Origin of the sequence: Flavobacterium cutihirudinis (genome assembly GCF_003385895.1) — a bacterium.
GTDB lineage: Bacteria > Bacteroidota > Bacteroidia > Flavobacteriales > Flavobacteriaceae > Flavobacterium > Flavobacterium cutihirudinis.
The window spans coordinates 504690-522195 of sequence record NZ_QRDQ01000008.1 but is presented as its reverse complement, the minus strand read 5'-3'; the positions used below and the strand labels follow the sequence as shown (position 1 = coordinate 522195).

The following is a 17506-nucleotide window of genomic DNA, read 5'->3' as shown; positions in this document are numbered from 1 at the left end:
AGAGAATAATAAAACAAAATGTTTTTAGAAGAATACGATGTTATTGTAGTTGGTGCTGGTCATGCAGGATCTGAAGCCGCGGCAGCGGCCGCAAATTTGGGATCCAAAACTTTATTGGTTACAATGAGTTTGCAGAATATAGCCCAGATGTCTTGCAATCCTGCAATGGGAGGAATTGCAAAAGGACAAATTGTTCGTGAGATCGATGCGCTTGGAGGTTACTCCGGAATCGTTTCAGATCGAACTGCAATTCAGTTCAAGATGTTGAATAAATCGAAAGGACCTGCGATGTGGTCGCCAAGAGTTCAAAGTGATCGAATGCGTTTTGCAGAAGAATGGAGATTGATGTTGGAGGGAACTCCAAATTTAGATTTTTACCAAGAAATGGTAAAAGGTCTGATTATCGAGAACGGAAAGATAAAAGGAATTAGAACTTCGCTTGGAGTTGAGATTCGTTCTAAATCGGTTGTGTTGACAAACGGAACTTTTTTGAACGGATTGATTCATATTGGAGAGAAACAATTTGGAGGAGGAAGAGCGGGCGAAAGTGCCGCAACCGGAATTACCGAAGATTTAGTGAATGCCGGTTTTGAAGCTGGAAGAATGAAAACTGGAACGCCACCACGAGTTGATGGTCGTTCTTTGGATTATTCGAAAATGAATGAAGAAAAAGGAGATGCAAAACCGGATAAGTTTTCTTATTCGGATTTAACGGTTACGTTAACGCATCAAAGATCTTGTCACATGACATACACGTCGTTGGATGTTCATGATATTTTGAGATCTGGTTTTGATCGTTCGCCAATGTTCAACGGAAGAATAAAAAGTTTAGGTCCGAGATATTGCCCGTCGATTGAAGATAAGATTAATCGTTTTGCTGATAAAGAACGTCACCAACTTTTTGTTGAGCCGGAAGGATGGAAAACTTGTGAAGTTTACGTAAACGGATTTTCAACTTCGCTTCCGGAGGATATTCAGTTTAAAGCTTTGCGTACCGTTGTCGGTTTTGAAAATGTAAAATTTCTTCGTCCAGGTTACGCGATCGAGTATGACTATTTCCCACCAACACAATTAAAACATACTTTGGAAACAAAGTTGGTTGAGGGATTATATTTTGCCGGACAAATTAATGGAACAACAGGATATGAAGAAGCAGCTTCGCAAGGTTTGATGGCCGGAATAAATGCGCATTTAAAAGTGCACGAAAAAGCGCCGTTAATTTTAAAACGTGATGAAGCGTATATTGGAGTTTTGATTGACGACTTGATTACGAAAGGAACGGAAGAACCATATCGTATGTTTACATCGAGAGCAGAATATAGAACATTGTTGCGACAAGACAATGCCGATTTCAGATTGACGCCAATGTCGTTCGAAATTGGTTTAGCTTCTGAAGCAAGAATGCGAAGAATGGAACACAAATTAAAGGAGTCTGAAAAGATGGTTTCTTTTTTTAGAGAAACTAGTGTGACGGTTGCAGAAACAAATCCAATTTTGGAAGCAAAAGAATCGGCACCAATTTCGCAAGGCGATAAAATGTTTAAAGTTTTTTCTCGTCCGCAGATAGAATTGGAGGATATGTTGAAATTTGAAAAAGTGGAAGCGTATATCAAAGAAAATAATCTTGATGAAGAAATTGTAGAGCAAGCTGTAATTCAAGTAAAATATTCTGGCTACATCGAAAAGGAAAGAAATAACGCTGATAAATTAAATCGTTTAGAAGAAGTAAAAATTCCAGAAAATTTCGATTACAACAAAATTAAATCTATGTCGATTGAAGCAAAACAAAAATTGAGTAAAATTCGTCCTGTGACAATTTCTCAAGCTTCAAGAATTAGCGGTGTATCACCAAGTGATATTTCTGTGCTTTTGATTTATATGGGAAGATAGAAAGTTTGCAGTCCCAGTTTTCAGTTAGCAGTTTCTGAAAACTGAAAACTGTGACTGAATACTGAAAATTGTTCCACGTGAAACTTTTTTAAAAAGTGGTGCGTTGGATTATTTTGAAATAAAATATTCAAAATTGTAGAGATGGACAACTGTCCATCTTTTTACGATTAGATTGAAAATAATAAAATAAATGTTCAGATTAACTTTTGTTCAATTCTGAATAAATTCAAACCCGAATTCTATTAAATAACTATTAATTAAAAAATGGACGTTTTAAACAAAAAACATTTTCTTACTGTAAAAGACCATTCTGTTTCAAAAGAAATTTTCGATTTGTATCATGATGAAGATCTTGATATGTTGATTACATCTCCGCAACCTGATTTAGAAAATTTAGGAAGATATTACGAAAGCGAAGATTATATTTCGCACACAGATAACAAACGTTCTGTTTTTGAAAAAGCGTATCATTTTGTAAAAAGTATCGCTTTAAAAAATAAACTGAATTTAATTAATTCGGAACAAACTCAAAAAGGAAAAATTTTAGACATCGGTGCTGGAACTGGTGATTTTTTATTGACGGCAAAAAATGACGGTTGGAATGTTATTGGAGTTGAACCAAGCGATCGTGCAAAAAATATTGCAAAGCAAAAAGGAATTTCATTTGTTGAAGAAACAGCTTCTTTAGAAAATAATTCTTTTGACGTAATTACGATGTGGCACGTTTTAGAACACGTTCCAAATTTAGAACTTCAAATTCAAGAATTGAAGCGTTTGCTTAAGCCAACTGGAACATTAATTGTTGCTGTTCCAAATTTCAAATCTTTCGACGCAATACATTACGGAGAATTTTGGGCAGCTTTTGATGTACCAATTCACTTTTGGCATTTTTCAAAAAAAGCGATCCAATTGCTTTTTGAAAAAGTGGATATGAAATTAGAAAAAGTACTTCCAATGAAATTTGATTCATTTTATGTGAGTCTTCTTTCTGAAAAATACAAAACCGGAAAAATGAATTTTATCAGTGCATTTTTTGTCGGTCTGCGATCAAATTTAAAAGCGTCGTCTACAAAAGAGTATTCATCGCACATTTACGTCCTAAAAAACAACCAAAACGCAAAATAAGCGTGTTTAAAGCGTTTTCTTGTGTAAAACGAGGGTTTGTGTTGTCTTTTTTGAGAAAATCGCTCTAATAAAAGCTATGAAAGTCACTTTTAATAGTGATATTTTATAGCTTTTTTTTGATCCATAAAGAAAACTAATACCTCGAAAGCAGTGCTATTTTTGGAATTTTTTCTTGTTTTTTTCTGATTTTAAATTTTGGCTTTGGTGAATAAAAAAAACATTTTTTTTTGATTGTGATTTTCTGTTTGAAGAAAATGAAAATTTCGAAATTCATCCAAAGAAAAAAAATATTTTAAAATTTGAAAAAACGAAATTTAGAAAAGGGCAGTTGTTTGTAATTTTTTGCCGTTTTTTGCTCAAGATTTAAAATATAAGTTCGAAGAACTTTTCTCTGTAGATTTATCTACTAAAAAACACTTAAAACTTAAAATAAGTAGTTTTTAGAGGTTTTCTTAGGTTAAATGGGGCTTTGTATTGTCTTTTTTGAGATTATTCCTTAGATAAAAGCTATAAAAGCCACTTTTTATAATGATACTTTATGGAAGCCATTTATCTCATAAATAAAACTAATATCATAAAATTTTAGCATTTTTTAAACTTTATGTCGGTGCTATTTATTTTTTTATATTTTTGTCTTTCATACTTAAAAAAAATTAGAAATTTAGAAAATGAAAAAAGCATTAGTAATTATCGCACTTTCAATTTTGGTTGTTTCGTGTAATAAGGCAACAGAAGTTAAGGAAGTAAAAACAGCTTACGTAGATACTTCAGTTTTGATGAAAGAGTACACTGAAGCAAAAGACCTGGAAGCAAAATACAAAGCTCAGGCAGAAGAAAAAGGAAGACAACTGCAAGCTGAAATTACTCGTTTTAAACAAGACGCTGCTAATTTTCAAAGTCAGGCACAGGCAAATGGTCAACAATGGGCGCAACAAAAAGGTGCTGAATTGCAAAAGAGAGAGCAACAGTTAGGATATGCTCAACAAGCATTATCTCAACAATTACAGCAGGAAAGCGGTGCAGAAATGGATTCTCTTGTAAGTGGAGTTAAGAAATTTATTAAAGATTACGGTAAGAAAAACGGTTACTCTTATATTTACGGAACTGGCGATGCTGCAACTATTTTGTATGCTGAAGACAAGTATGATATTACAAAAGAAGTGGTTAAAGCTTTAAATGAAAAATATCAGGCTACTCCAAAAACAGAAGAAAAACCAGCTGTAAAAGAAGAAGCTAAAAAATAACTACCAAACTAACTAACTTGTGAAAAAACCTAAATCTGTTGAAGATTTAGGTTTTTTCTTTTTTAAGAATACCCTACTTTTGGAGCTTAATAAATGCCTGATGCAAAACGTTTCTGAAGCTGCAGCTTACACCTTACAATTCATAAATCAAACTCAAAAATCGATATTTCTTACTGGTAAAGCCGGTACTGGAAAGACGACTTTATTGCGTCAAATTATCAATACGACGCACAAAAATACAGTAGTAGTGGCACCAACCGGTATTGCTGCTCTGAATGCTGGTGGCGTTACGATTCATTCGATGTTTCAACTACCTTTTTCGGCATTTTTACCTACTTATGAAGAGAGTTCTCAGTTTACAGAAACGGTAAAATTTGAGAACAAAGAATCGCTTCGCAGACATTTCAAAATGAACAACGTCAAGCGAAATGTAATTCGCAATATGGAATTACTGATTATTGATGAAGTGAGTATGTTGCGTGCTGATTTGCTCGATGCGATAGATTTTATGATGCAGACTGTTCGCAGAAATACTCAGGCTTTTGGGGGTGTTCAGGTACTTTTTATTGGTGATTTATTGCAGCTTCCTCCGGTTATTCGCGATGAAGAATGGCGAACTTTACGTAATTATTACAAAGGAAAATTCTTTTTTCATTCGCATGTAATTCAGCTAAATCCGCCCATTTATATCGAATTGTCTAAGATTTATCGTCAAAGTGATGACGTTTTTATTTCTGTTTTGAATAATCTGCGAAATAATAAAATTACAAAAGAAGATATTCAGATTTTAAATCAATATGTTCAGCCTGATTTTGATCTTAAAAACAATCCTGGCTTTATTACATTAACCACACATAATGCAAAAGCTGATACTATTAATGAGCAGGCAATTAATGATTTACCGGGAAATGAATTTACATATAAGCCATTTGTGGTTCACGATTTTCCTGAGAAAATTTACCCTGTAGAAGAAAACTTAAAGCTGAAAGTTGGCGCACAGATTATGTTTGTAAAGAACGATTTATCTTTTGAAAAACGCTATTTCAATGGTAAAATGGGTATTATAAAATCACTTTCTGCAGAGGAGATTTTTGTTCATTTTCCGGAAGAGGACAAAACAATTGAAGTTGAGAAGTACGAATGGAAGAATATACGCTACAAGGTAAACGAACTTACAAAAGAAATTGAAGAAGAAGTTTTAGGAACTTTTGCGCATTATCCGATTAAATTGGCATGGGCAATTACAGTGCATAAGAGTCAGGGTTTAACTTTTGAAAAGGCTGCGCTTGATGTGTCGCAAGTTTTTCTACCTGGACAAGCCTATGTGGCACTTTCGCGTTTAACGTCTTTAAACGGGCTTATTTTGCTTTCTGCAATGCAAATGAATGGTCTTTCGAACGATCAGGACGTTATGGATTATGCTTTGAATAAAGCCTCGGAAAATGATTTGAAAAATTCGCTTCATTTTGAAACCAAAAATTTTATTCATAACTATTTGATAAACAGTTTTAATTGGACAGATTTAGCACAGGAATGGCGTAATCATCGTTTTAGTTATAACGAAAATGCGGTTGCTTCTGAAAAATCAAAACATTCCGTTTGGGCGCATAAAAGGATGGACACGATTGAAGCGCTTGTAGATCCTTCGAAGAAATTTATAAATCAGCTTAACAAAATTTTTAGCAGCGAAACTGTCGATTTAGTTTTTGTGAAAGAAAGAGTAGAGGCAGCTTATGATTATTTCTTTAAGCCAATGGATAAATTGGTGACGGATTTGTTGAGCAAAATGGCTGAAATTCAAAAGTTTAAAAAGGTAAAAGAATTTTACGAAGAATTATCCGTTCTTGACGATTTTCAAACAAAAGCCGTTTTACGTTTGATGAAAGCAAAGTTGCTTGTTGATATTGTAGTTTCCCGTGAAACAATCAGTAAAGAAAGTTTGACTTCTCCGGCTATTAAGAATTATAAAACTGATAAAATTTCTAGAATCAGAGAAGAGTTTAAAATGTCAAATACAGACATGTTTCAGGTTGAAGAACCGGTTACGCGTTATTCGTATAAAAAAGCAGAGAAAACGGCTGAAAAAGCGGTTAAAAAGACAACTGTAGAAGAAACTTACGATTTATGGATTGCGAAGAATTCCATCGATGATATTGCGCGTATCAGAAAACTGACAGTACAAACAGTCGAAACACATTTGATAAAACTGATTCAGGCTAAGAAGGTGGAGATTTCTGAAGTCCTTCCGGATGATAAAATTCTGGCACTTCGTCATGCTTTCGAATTTTATCAGGAAGAATCTTTAGCGCCTTTAAAAGAAAAATACGGTGATGAATTTACTTGGGATGAACTTAAAATGTTCAAAGCGAGCATAAATTGATTTTTGAATTAATATCAATAATAAAACATTATGTAAAATAGAAAATTAAAATGATTGCATAATTGTTCCACGGAAAACAAAAAGCCTATTCCGTTTAGAATAGGCTTTTTGTTTATAGCGTTGCAAGGACTTTTTCGAGCTCTTTTTGTTGCGTTATTTGCGTTAATTTTAGTTTTTGAATACTTACCTCGTTTTCTTTGGTTTTTATGCGCAATTTCAACGTTTCTTCTTCAGAGATGGAAGTAGTAGTAATTTTGTTTTCCAGTTTCTGATTTGTTGTCTGTAATTTTTCAATTTTATTGATTGTCGATTTTAGATTGTCTTCAGATTGAGCCAGGTTTTTCTTTTGCGATTCAGCTTCTTTCAGTTTGCTCTTCAGTTCTGTAATTTTTGTATCCAGTTCTTTATGATTTTGAGCTAAGCTATTTCTTAAATCATTTTCGATTTTTCGCTGTTCTGCTTCTTGAATTTTTCGATCTGTAATTGTTTGTTGTGCAAAGAAGTAAGTACTGTTCATCAACAATATTGCTAAGGTTATAAGCTTAAATTTTTTCATCATTTTTTAAAATTAATTAAAAACTAAATTAAGCGATGAAATAAATTTAGAACAGAACTTGAGAGCTTTAAAACAGTAGAATAAGACATAAAAAAAACCTACTCGGAATGAATAGGTTTTGAGGATGTTTTTTATAAGTTTTCGACTAGAATCCAGGCATCCGGATTTTCGCCTTTTTGTATTTCTTTCTGTGCTTTTGTGGCTTCGGCCATTGTTGCATAACTTCCGTATAAAACTGGAAAAAGACCGTGTTTGTTTTCGCCTAGCATACGAGCCTGATAACCATCTTTTATTAATTGATTGTATGCTTTTCGTGCATTTGCTTCGCTTCTAAAAGCACCTGCCATAATATGATACGGCATAAGTTTAGCTTCAGGAGATTCTACTTTTGCTGAGTCAACTGATAATGTTACCGGTGGCAATGGATTTTGGATAAAAAAAGTAGCTTCCTGAATTTTGTTTTGCACTTTTTTCTGAACAGCACTTTCTACTACAAGTGTTTTGCTGTCTATCTGGTTTTGATATAGAGGATATCCGATACTTCCTGTAATTCCTAGTCCTAAAACTAAAATTGCAGCATATTTTAAGAAAGGATTTGATGATCTTTCTTCATCGTCAGTGTATACTAACTCGTTTTGTTTTTCTGAAATTTGCTCGATTTTTTTCTCGAAAATTTCTTTTTTAACTATCGGTGAAACAAACGGACTTAAACCAAAAGAAGTTGCTAAGTAATTCGTTTGATCGTTGGGAGTGAAAATGATATTATTTTCTGAGTTTAAACGGATTTCGCCAATACCTTTTAAGGCGATTGTACCATTTTCTTCGAGTGTTTTTTTCCAGCTCAAAACTTCAAAAGCAATTGCACTCACAGCAAAACCGTAAGAGGTTTTTTCTGAGTGGGCAATGTGATTAGCAAGCAAACCATCGTTGCTTTTGATGTGGCTGTTAAAAGAAACCAGTTTTCTGGGAGGAAAAAATGAATTCGTACTTTCATTCAGCTGTGCCGATTGAATTTCTGTTAAAAATGCTCCAAATCCTGGTACCGTAACACACTGATAACGATACAATAATTGCCCGATGTAAGTTTCAATTTTCATATTAACAAAGTTATGCAACGAATATAGTTATCAAAATTTTATTCACAATTTTTATTAACAATTGAACTTATTTTATATACAATTTGTTTTCAGATATTTAGATCTCATGTTATTAGTTCTGTCTTGATCGCGCAATATCAATATTTATATTTTATTAGGAAATTACTTTATTTTAACCGTATTTGCGGGCTTAATTTGTTTTCTTTTTTATTTCTATTTTACATAATATTTTTAGACAATGTCAGATCAGGATTTATTTTATTTATTAGCTTTACTCAAGGTAGATGGAGTTGGAGATATTATGGCCAAAAAATTATTGAGTCATTTTGGGAATGCTGAAAGTATTCTTAAAGCAAAAGCAAATCAAATTGCTGGTATTGATGGAGTTGGTTCCGTTTTATTGAAAAATTTGAAAGACAAAACAATTTTTGAAAAAGCAAATAAGGAACTTGAGTTTATAAAATCTGATGGTATAAAGACTTCTTTTTTTCAGGAAGAAGATTATCCGGATCGGTTGAAACATTGTATAGATGCGCCGGTTCTTATTTTTTCAACGGGAAATATAGATTTGCAAAATAGGAAGATTATCAGTATTGTCGGGACGCGGCAAATTACCTCTTACGGAACTGAATTTTGCAAGAAATTGATTGAAGATCTCGTACCTCTTGATCCTGTAATTGTCAGTGGATTTGCTTATGGAGTTGATATTGTGGCGCATCAGTTGGCAATGGAGAATAATTTGCAGACTATTGGTGTTTTGGCGCACGGATTAAATCAGATTTATCCGAGAACGCACAAAAAATATATGGCAAAAATGGAAGTAAATGGCGGTTTTATGACGGAATTTTGGAGCTCTTCAAATCCTGATAAAGAGAAATTTGTACGCCGGAATCGTATTGTTGCCGGAATGAGCGAAGCCACAATCGTTATTGAATCTGCTGATAAAGGTGGATCGCTTATAACAGCAAATTTGGCGAACGATTACAATCGCGATGTTTTTGCAGTTCCGGGACGCGTTACTGATAAATACAGTCAAGGCTGTAATAACTTGATTAAAACGCAAAAAGCAAACGTCTTAACCTCCGCTGCCGATTTGGTTTATATTTTAAATTGGGACGTAGAAAATAGGGTTAAAACAGTCCAAAAACAATTGTTTGTGGAATTGGAAAGCGATGAACAAAAAATTTACGATTATTTGCTTAAAAACGGGAAGCAATTATTGGATATAATAGCATTGGAATGCGATTTTCCCATTTTTAGAATTTCCGGAATCCTTTTAAACATGGAATTAAAAGGGGTTATTAGACCATTACCCGGGAAATTATTTGAGGCTATATAATTGAAAAACTTATCGATAAGATTTATAAATATTGATAAAAAACAGAATTATAGAAAGAATACACGCAATGACGGTAAGATTAAAATTTTCGAAAGACATTAAAACCAACGTCAATAGAATGAGTTCAAAATGAATTAAAGAAAGGTAATATTGCGTTTTTCGTTTAAGAATAAAAACGATAAAATATCCGATTATAAATACAATTTGCGAAATAAAAAAGAGTAACGAAAAAAAGAATTTTCTGTCCAAACTATAAGCCCATCCAACCGTTTTGTTCACACCAACCGTCTGAATTTCTCCAAATAAATTACCTAATAAAAACCCAAAAGCGAAAAGCGTTATTAGGAGTAAAAACAGGTAATTTGTAAATATTTTTCGCAAGATTTATATTTAGTGTTTTGTAATGATGAGTTTTACAAAAAAAACCTAACAGGTTTTTAAAACCTGTTAGGTTTGATAGTATTATTTTTCGAATCCAAGTACTTCTCTAACTTTTGCTAAAACGCCATCAGCAACAACTGAAGCTTTTGCAGCACCTTTTTTCAATAAAGCGTCAACTTCTTCTAAGTTGTTTATGTAGTAATTGTATTTTTCTCTTTCGGTTTTAAATTTTTCAGTAATCAATTCAAACAAAGCTTGTTTGGCGTGACCGTAACCGTAATTTCCGCCCAAATAATTGGCTCTCATTTCTGCAATTTGCTCCTCACTTGCTAAAAGTGAATAAATTGCAAAAGCATTACAAGTATCAGGATTTTTAGGATCTTCTAGCGGAGTGCTATCGGTTTCTATACTCATAACCTGTTTGCGTAATACCTTGTCATCAAGGAAAATATTGATGATATTATTAGCAGATTTACTCATTTTTCCACCATTTGTTCCTGGAATCAACATACTGTCTTCCTGAATTTTAGCTTCAGGAATTACAAAAGTTTCTCCCATTTGATGGTTGAATCTTGAAGCCACATCACGAGTAATTTCTAAATGCTGCAATTGGTCTTTTCCAACAGGCACAAATTCAGCATCATATAATAAAATATCGGCAGCCATTAACATCGGATAGGTAAATAATCCGGCATTAACATCATCCAAACGATCAGATTTATCTTTGAAAGAATGTGCCAAAGTCAATCTCTGAAACGGAAAAAAACAGCTCAAATACCAAGTCAATTCAGCAGTTTGAGTTACATCAGATTGTCTGTAGAAAGTAACTTTATCAGGATTTAATCCGCATGCAAGCCAAGCAGCTGCCGTGCTGTAGGTATTTTCTCTTAATGTTTTACCATCTTTGATTTGCGTAATTGAATGTAAATCAGCGATAAACAGATAAGATTCATTTGCAGGATTATTCGATAACTCAATTGCAGGGATAATTGCTCCCAGTAAATTTCCTAAATGCGGCGTTCCTGTACTTTGAACCCCAGTAAGTATTTTTGCCATTCTCGATTTTCTTATTCTTTAACTGCAAAGGTCGTGATGTTTTTTTATAACCGCAAAGTTTTGATTTTTTTTGGCAGATTTTGTTGTATAAGTTACGCAAAGTGCACAAAGGTTTTTTCGCAAAGTTTTAAAGTTTTTTTGAGTTTTGCTTTGCTATGAGTTCACAAAGCTTTGTTTATAAGTTGTTTATGACTCTTCTGATTCCGTTTTTTAGGAGTGTTTCATTGAAATTTATAAGTAAACCAAGTTTATAATTTCCTATTTTTAAATAGGTTAATGTTTGTGCTAAATGATTTACACTAAGTGTTTCTACAGTTTTTATTTCTATCACGAATTTCTTTTCTACAAGCAGATCAATTCGATATCCGCAATCGAGCTTTATTTCTTCAAAAATTAATGGCATTACCTTTTCTTTTTCTACAAAGAGCCCGCGCTGCGTAATTTTATAAAACAGGCATTCTTTGTAGACATTCTCCAGTAAACCAGGTCCGAGTTTTTTGTGAATGTCAATAGCAATTCCGATGATAATATTTGATATTTCGTTTTCTGTCATAAATTAAAAAGAAATAAATTTAATAAAAATATTCCTATATTTTAAAAACAAAATTCTTAATTTAAATAGACTAAGTAAGAAGGGACAAAGTTCATAAAAACAGAGCTTTGTGAACTCATAGCAAAGCAAAGCTCAAAAAAGCTTCTTCTCTTTGCGAAAACCTTTAGCGCCCTTTGCGTACCAAAACTTGCGATAAAAGCTCCCAAAATGTAGTATCAAAAAAAATCATTAAAAATTCATTTGGGTTTTATTACATTTGAAACCATGAAAGGATTTAAAATTGTTTTTTGGGTTTTATGGCGCATTTGGTTTTATGTTTTAATGGCCATTCCGATATTGATTATGCTGCCGTTTTTGCTAATTTCTATTATCTCTGAACGTGGTTATCCCTATTTCTTTAAAATGGCCCGCATTTGGGCTAAATTCATCCTTTTCGGGATGGGTTTTTATTACAAAGTAAAGCGCGAGCAAAAACTTGTAAAGAAAACCAGCTATATGATTGTCGCCAATCATACTTCAATGACGGATATTATGCTGATGTTGGCGATTATTAAAAATCCTTTTGTTTTTGTTGGAAAGAAAGAATTGGTTAAGATTCCTTTGTTTGGATTTTTCTATAAAAGAACCTGTATTTTGGTAGACAGAAATTCATCAAAAAGTAAAAATGAAGTTTTTAAGAGAGCCCAAAATCGTCTAAATCAGGGATTAAGTATTTGTATTTTTCCTGAAGGCGGCGTGCCGGATGATGAATCTATTTTACTGGATGAATTTAAAGATGGCGCTTTCAGACTGGCGATTGATCATCATATTCCAATCGTTCCGATTGTCTTTCCTGACAATAAAGAACGTTTTTCATATACTTTTTTGAGTGGAAGTCCCGGAAAAATGCGTGCCAGAATTTTGCCATTTGTAGAAACAAATACGCTCACATCTGAAAATCGAAAAGAACTTAGAGATCGGGTTAGAGAAATGATTTATAACGGTTTACTCGATTTTAAAAATCACAGTAAAAAGAAAAAATAGCAAAACCCGGCAAATTGATATTTGTCGGGTTTATTTTTGAATTTAAAATAACCCCTTATTTATATTCAAAAACTTATCTATGAATTATTTTCTCTGAAATAAAACGTAATACCTTTTTAAATTTAAGCTTGGTTTTTCTGCGGTTTTTATTCAACAACATTTCTATTTTTTCTTTCATAGCAAAATATTAATAGTTGATAATAAAGAGTTTGGTTAGAACTCAAGTTAATGTCATACTATCTAAGATGCAGAAAAAACAAAAAGGTTGCGTTGCAAACAAAAAATAATAATAAAAACCCGTCAGTTCTTACTTAACTAACGGATTTCTATTGACAAAAACCAATCTAATTAATTCTAAAAAGAAAACCGCATACATTGTTATTTTATGGCATAAAAATTTCAATATCAAGGTTTTCAATTATATAGATGAAACCTTTGTAAAAAGGTTGCGTGTAGAAATAGTGTTTTTTAAATAAAAAAAAAACGACATGTTTTTAAGACGTGTCGGTTTTTATATGAAGTATTGATTTTTAAAGCTTTAGTTAGCTTTTAAGCATCTGCTAATTCTTTGATATGTGCTTTAATTTTAACCTCTAATTCATCTGCTAATTCAGGATTATCTTTGATTAAAGTTTTTACTGCATCACGGCCCTGGCCTAATTTAGTATCACCGTAACTAAACCAAGATCCTGCTTTTTTAACGATGTCAAATTCAACTGCTAAGTCAAGAATTTCACCTGTTTTAGAAACTCCTTCTCCGTACATAATATCGAATTCAGCAGTTTTGAAAGGTGGTGCAACTTTGTTTTTTACAATCTTAACTTTGGTTCTGTTACCAATTACGTTTTCACCATCTTTAATTTGAGACGAACGACGAATATCTAAACGCACAGAAGCATAGAATTTTAATGCATTACCTCCGGTTGTAGTTTCAGGATTTCCGAACATAACTCCAATTTTCTCTCTTAACTGGTTGATGAAGAAAACTGTACAGTTTGTTTTGCTGATAGTTCCGGTAAGTTTTCTTAAAGCCTGAGACATCAAACGTGCATGAAGACCCATTTTCGAGTCTCCCATTTCACCTTCGATTTCGCTTTTTGGTGTCAAAGCAGCAACCGAGTCAATTACAACAATATCTATAGCTCCAGAACGAATTAAGTTTTCAGCGATTTCTAAAGCTTGTTCACCATTGTCTGGTTGAGAAATGATTAAATTCTCGATATCTACGCCTAATTTTTCGGCATAATTTCTATCAAAAGCATGTTCAGCATCAATGAAGGCAGCAATTCCGCCTGCTTTTTGAGCTTCAGCAATTGCGTGTAAAGTTAAAGTAGTCTTACCAGACGATTCTGGTCCATATATTTCAATAATTCTACCTTTTGGGTAACCGTTTACTCCAAGAGCTAAATCAACTCCAAGTGAGCCAGAAGAAATCGTTTCTACCTCCACAATGGCTCTGTCGCCCATTTTCATTACGGTTCCTTTTCCGTAAGTTTTGTCAAGTTTATCAAGCGTTAATTGTAACGCTTTTAATTTGGCTTCTTTGTCTGAACTCATATTTTTTTAAATTATCTTAATTGTTATTTTTGGTTTCAAAATACAACTCAAAAGTAAGAAAAAACGCTCTTACTGTGATTTAGCTGACTTGTAAATTGCAAAACTACTTCTTTTTTTTGGAGTTTGGTTCTCACAAATTGTTACAAATTGCTACAAATTTACTCTATAAATAAAGCCTTTAATTCAGTAGCTTCAGAAGGTTTCATCTTTCCTGCAAGCACTAAACTCAACTGTTTACGACGTAAAGCAGCATCAAAGCGTTGGATTTCAAGTTCGGTTTCCGGAACAATTGCAGGAACTTCAACAGGTCTTCCAGTGTCATCAACTGCAACAAAAGTATAAATGGCTTCGTTGGCTTTGGTTCTGCTTCCTGATTCACGGTCTTCAACCCAAACGTCTATGAAAACTTCCATTGAACTTTTGAAGGATCTTGAAACTTTTGCTTCAACAGTTACGACACTTCCAAGTGAAATTGCTCTGTTGAAAGCAACGTGATTTACAGATGCAGTTACTACAATTCGGCGTGAATGTCTTCGGGCTGCGATACTTGCTGCACGATCCATTCTGGCCAATAGTTCTCCGCCAAAAAGATTGTTTAATGGATTTGTTTCGCTCGGTAAAACTAAATCTGTTAAAATAGTTATGGATTCTGAAGGATGTTTTGGACTCATTTTCTTTTTGTAATAATTTTAAATAAAAGGTGCTGTTTAATTCAGCCAATAAACTGCCATTACAGCAGGAATAAAGTAAATAACAATGGTTCTCGCGCCATCGTAATCTTTTGCTAATCGTTGTCCGAAAAGCATCATTAATAAACTGATGCAGGAAAAAATTGCACCGTAAAAGCCAAATTCTCTGCCACTGTTTAATAGAAGTTGTATTGCTCCAACGACAGATAAAATTCCGGAAATAAGTTCTAGAATTAAAAGATGTAATAATGCAAGTGGCACTTGATTTTTTAATGGCGTGTTGGCAAAATGACCTTTTAGCCATTCAACATTATCTTTCCAATAAAATATTTTTTCGTATCCTGATTGTAAAAACGTTAAGGCTAAAAATGCCAAGATTAAAATAGAGGCAATATTATTCATCTGGAGTTATTTTTTATGGATTAAACGAGTAAGTTTTATTGATAAATCGGTCAAAATTATTTTTGCATTTCCGTTTCTTTCAATGTGGTACATTGCATCTGAAAGTTCTTTGAAAATCTCATGAATATTATTTCCATTCACAAAAGGCGCAAAATTTTCGAGTTTAAATTTATCTACTTTTGGTTCGATGTAGACCAAACTTGGAGTCTGATAATTTAGCAAAAGCGCCTGACGGAACATTTCGATACAAAATTGAATAAATTTTTTCTGGCTTTCGCGTCCTAAACCTGCTATTTCTTCACTCCAGGAGATTAAATCCTGAATTGCTGCAGCATTTCCTTTAGCCCTAAAAGCAGCTCGAACCCAGTTAACAAACCACTGTTCAAAAGGATATTCATTATCATCTTCTTTTAGCAAATGCATGGCTTTATTGAAATTTCCCTGAGCCTGATGCGCAATTTTTTTAGCAAAATTAGCATCAACATTTTCTCTGGAAACTAAGGCTTCTGCAATGACTTTTTCCGGTAATCCGCTGAAGTGAATTACCTGACAACGAGAACGAATGGTTTGAATTATATCTTCTTCATTTTCGGAAATTAGAATAAAAATAGTTTTATCCGTTGGCTCTTCAAGAAGTTTCAATAATTTGTTCGAAGCGGCAATATTCATTTTATCGGCCATCCAGATAATCATGATTTTATAACCACCTTCGTAAGATTTCAGCGAAAGCGATTTTAAAACTTCCTGCGCATCTTCGACACGAATTTCTCCCTGTTTGTTCTGAACGCCTAGAATTTTATACCAGTCAAACAATCCTCCGTATGGCATTTCCTGGATAAAGGTGCGCCAATCCTGAATAAAATCAAGGCTTTTTGGTTTGGTTTTGACATCTTCTGTGGTAACGGTTGGGTATATAAAATGCAAATCAGGATGTGAGATATTCTGAAATTTTAAATTACAGGAATCATTTCCGTTTTCATTTTCATTTCCCGTATTGTTGCAAAGGATATACTGCGCGTAGGCAATTGCGGTTGACAAAGTACCACTGCCTTCTGGTCCGATAAATAACTGCGCATGCGGAATCCTTCCTGATGCAGCACTTTTTATCAAGTGACTTTTGATGTAATCCTGACCTAAAATTTGAGAAAATTGCATGAAGCAAAGATAGAAGAAAATGGTCTAGTCAAAAATTTTCCGATGAAAGTTTCAGGCCGACTTTTTATTTCTGAGAAATTGAAATTTTTTATTCAAATTTTTTCGTTTTGTTAACGCTATTTTTGTTAATAAACGACTTAACCTGAGAAGATATTAAGACTTTTTTGTTAATATTTTTTTTGAAAAAATGAAAAACTTATTCTTTTTTTGGTTATTTAAAGTAAAAACCAATCCACTTTTAGTAATGATTATCTTACGGTTTTGGTTTTAACGTTTTTAACAAAAACCTCGTTAAAACGCAGATTTTCTCGACATAAGACAGTATTTTAAGGTTTTTTTAAGGATTTTTTTTTAAAAAAGAAATCAATAAAGTTGCAATTTAAGTTAATTTACATATTTTTGTTTTCATCAACAACCAATTATAAATAGAATCTATGAAAGGGAAAATTATTTTATTAAGTACACTTTTTTTCTTGACAACTGCAGCTGTTTCAGCTCAGGCAAAAAATGCTCCAAGAAGTATCATTAGTACAACAGCTCTTATCAGAAAATACCATGATCAAAAAGAATTGAGTGGTATGCAAAAAGGAGAACTTTTGGAATTATACATTGAGCGTATTAAAGTTTTAGTGAAAACTCTCCCTTACATTGCTTTGGTTACTAAACCAGGTGTTACGATGGCGGATTTAGGTATTCCGGACGATAACGAACACAAAAAAGTATTAGATGCTCAGGCAGTTGGTACAACAACCTTTTTGGATACTACGGTAGATTTTCAAAGAAAAATGATGCCTTACTCTGACAAAGGAAACCTAATTGCAGCAATTTTATTTTACGAAAGCACATTGAAATCATTACACGAGTTCAACGATTTGAACGAAATGTAATAAATAATTATATTTTTAAAATTTTTTTTGATGCTATTACGTAGATCAGTTGATTTATGAAAACATTTGAAAAAGTAATAAAAAACAACTCGTTCTCGAGGTATCTGATTTATCAGAAAACTCGAGAGGAGTTTTTATCATTTACGCATACCCAAATTTATTATTAACCCTA

15 protein-coding genes are annotated in these 17506 nt (G+C 33.2%); 7 read left to right on the top strand and 8 right to left on the bottom strand.

From position 1 onward, the window contains the following. The first annotated feature begins 18 nt into the window (after window positions 1-18). The 4 genes from mnmG to BD847_RS07980 all read left to right on the top strand — a co-directional run bounded on the left by mnmG (window position 19) and on the right by BD847_RS07980 (window position 6639). Entirely contained in the window at window positions 19-1890 is a 1872-nt protein-coding gene (mnmG, locus tag BD847_RS07995) for a tRNA uridine-5-carboxymethylaminomethyl(34) synthesis enzyme MnmG (RefSeq protein ID WP_115887767.1), read from the top strand. A gap of 264 nt (window positions 1891-2154) precedes the next feature. Beyond that, on the top strand, window positions 2155-3015 hold the full coding sequence (locus BD847_RS07990; protein ID WP_115887766.1) for a class I SAM-dependent methyltransferase: 861 nt from the start codon (window positions 2155-2157) through the stop codon (window positions 3013-3015). A gap of 668 nt (window positions 3016-3683) precedes the next feature. Next, window positions 3684-4259 (top strand): OmpH family outer membrane protein, encoded by a 576-nt coding sequence (locus BD847_RS07985; RefSeq protein ID WP_115887765.1) that lies wholly within the window; start codon window positions 3684-3686, stop codon window positions 4257-4259. Window positions 4260-4359: 100 nt separating this feature from the next. Beyond that, window positions 4360-6639, top strand: coding sequence for a helix-turn-helix domain-containing protein (locus BD847_RS07980; protein ID WP_115887764.1), 2280 nt, complete (start codon window positions 4360-4362; stop codon window positions 6637-6639). A 112-nt stretch (window positions 6640-6751) separates the two neighbouring features. Here BD847_RS07980 and BD847_RS07975 read toward each other — a convergent pair whose 3' ends face one another. Beyond that, a complete protein-coding gene (locus BD847_RS07975; RefSeq protein WP_147298502.1) occupies window positions 6752-7198 on the bottom strand; it encodes a hypothetical protein in 447 nt (148 codons plus the stop codon). 128 nt (window positions 7199-7326) lie between these two features. Beyond that, window positions 7327-8292 carry an HU domain-containing protein gene (locus tag BD847_RS07970; RefSeq protein ID WP_115887762.1) on the bottom strand — a complete coding sequence of 322 codons (966 nt, stop codon included), beginning with the start codon at window positions 8290-8292 and terminating at the stop codon, window positions 7327-7329. A gap of 238 nt (window positions 8293-8530) precedes the next feature. Between BD847_RS07970 and dprA the strand changes: the two genes are divergently transcribed. Continuing rightward, window positions 8531-9631 (top strand): DNA-processing protein DprA, encoded by a 1101-nt coding sequence (dprA, locus tag BD847_RS07965; RefSeq protein ID WP_115887761.1) that lies wholly within the window; start codon window positions 8531-8533, stop codon window positions 9629-9631. Window positions 9632-10093: 462 nt separating this feature from the next. Here dprA and trpS read toward each other — a convergent pair whose 3' ends face one another. Both trpS and BD847_RS07950 read right to left on the bottom strand, forming a co-directional pair. Then, a complete protein-coding gene (trpS, locus tag BD847_RS07955; RefSeq protein WP_115887759.1) occupies window positions 10094-11068 on the bottom strand; it encodes a tryptophan--tRNA ligase in 975 nt (324 codons plus the stop codon). A 175-nt stretch (window positions 11069-11243) separates the two neighbouring features. Beyond that, on the bottom strand, window positions 11244-11621 hold the full coding sequence (locus BD847_RS07950) for a GxxExxY protein (RefSeq protein WP_115887758.1): 378 nt from the start codon (window positions 11619-11621) through the stop codon (window positions 11244-11246). Between the two features lie 264 nt (window positions 11622-11885). On the opposite strand from BD847_RS07950, the gene BD847_RS07945 reads away from it, so the two are divergent. Next, window positions 11886-12644: a lysophospholipid acyltransferase family protein gene (locus BD847_RS07945; RefSeq protein WP_115887757.1), complete on the top strand. Its 759-nt coding sequence runs from the start codon at window positions 11886-11888 to the stop codon at window positions 12642-12644. Between the two features lie 549 nt (window positions 12645-13193). Here the strand turns inward: BD847_RS07945 and recA are convergent. The 4 genes from recA to BD847_RS07925 form a co-directional block, all read right to left on the bottom strand. Next, the gene (gene recA / locus BD847_RS07940; RefSeq protein WP_115887756.1) at window positions 13194-14201 is read right to left on the bottom strand and encodes a recombinase RecA; all 1008 of its coding nucleotides are present in this window, start codon (window positions 14199-14201) and stop codon (window positions 13194-13196) included. 158 nt (window positions 14202-14359) lie between these two features. Next, window positions 14360-14872, bottom strand: coding sequence for an acyl-CoA thioesterase (locus tag BD847_RS07935; RefSeq protein ID WP_115887755.1), 513 nt, complete (start codon window positions 14870-14872; stop codon window positions 14360-14362). A gap of 36 nt (window positions 14873-14908) precedes the next feature. Further along, window positions 14909-15292 carry a DoxX family protein gene (locus tag BD847_RS07930; RefSeq protein WP_115887754.1) on the bottom strand — a complete coding sequence of 128 codons (384 nt, stop codon included), beginning with the start codon at window positions 15290-15292 and terminating at the stop codon, window positions 14909-14911. A 6-nt stretch (window positions 15293-15298) separates the two neighbouring features. Continuing rightward, complete coding sequence (locus tag BD847_RS07925) at window positions 15299-16447, bottom strand: DNA polymerase III subunit (protein WP_115887753.1); 1149 nt, start codon at window positions 16445-16447, stop codon at window positions 15299-15301. 434 nt (window positions 16448-16881) lie between these two features. On the opposite strand from BD847_RS07925, the gene BD847_RS07920 reads away from it, so the two are divergent. After that, window positions 16882-17334: a hypothetical protein gene (locus BD847_RS07920; protein ID WP_115887752.1), complete on the top strand. Its 453-nt coding sequence runs from the start codon at window positions 16882-16884 to the stop codon at window positions 17332-17334. The last annotated feature ends 172 nt before the right edge of the window (window positions 17335-17506 follow it).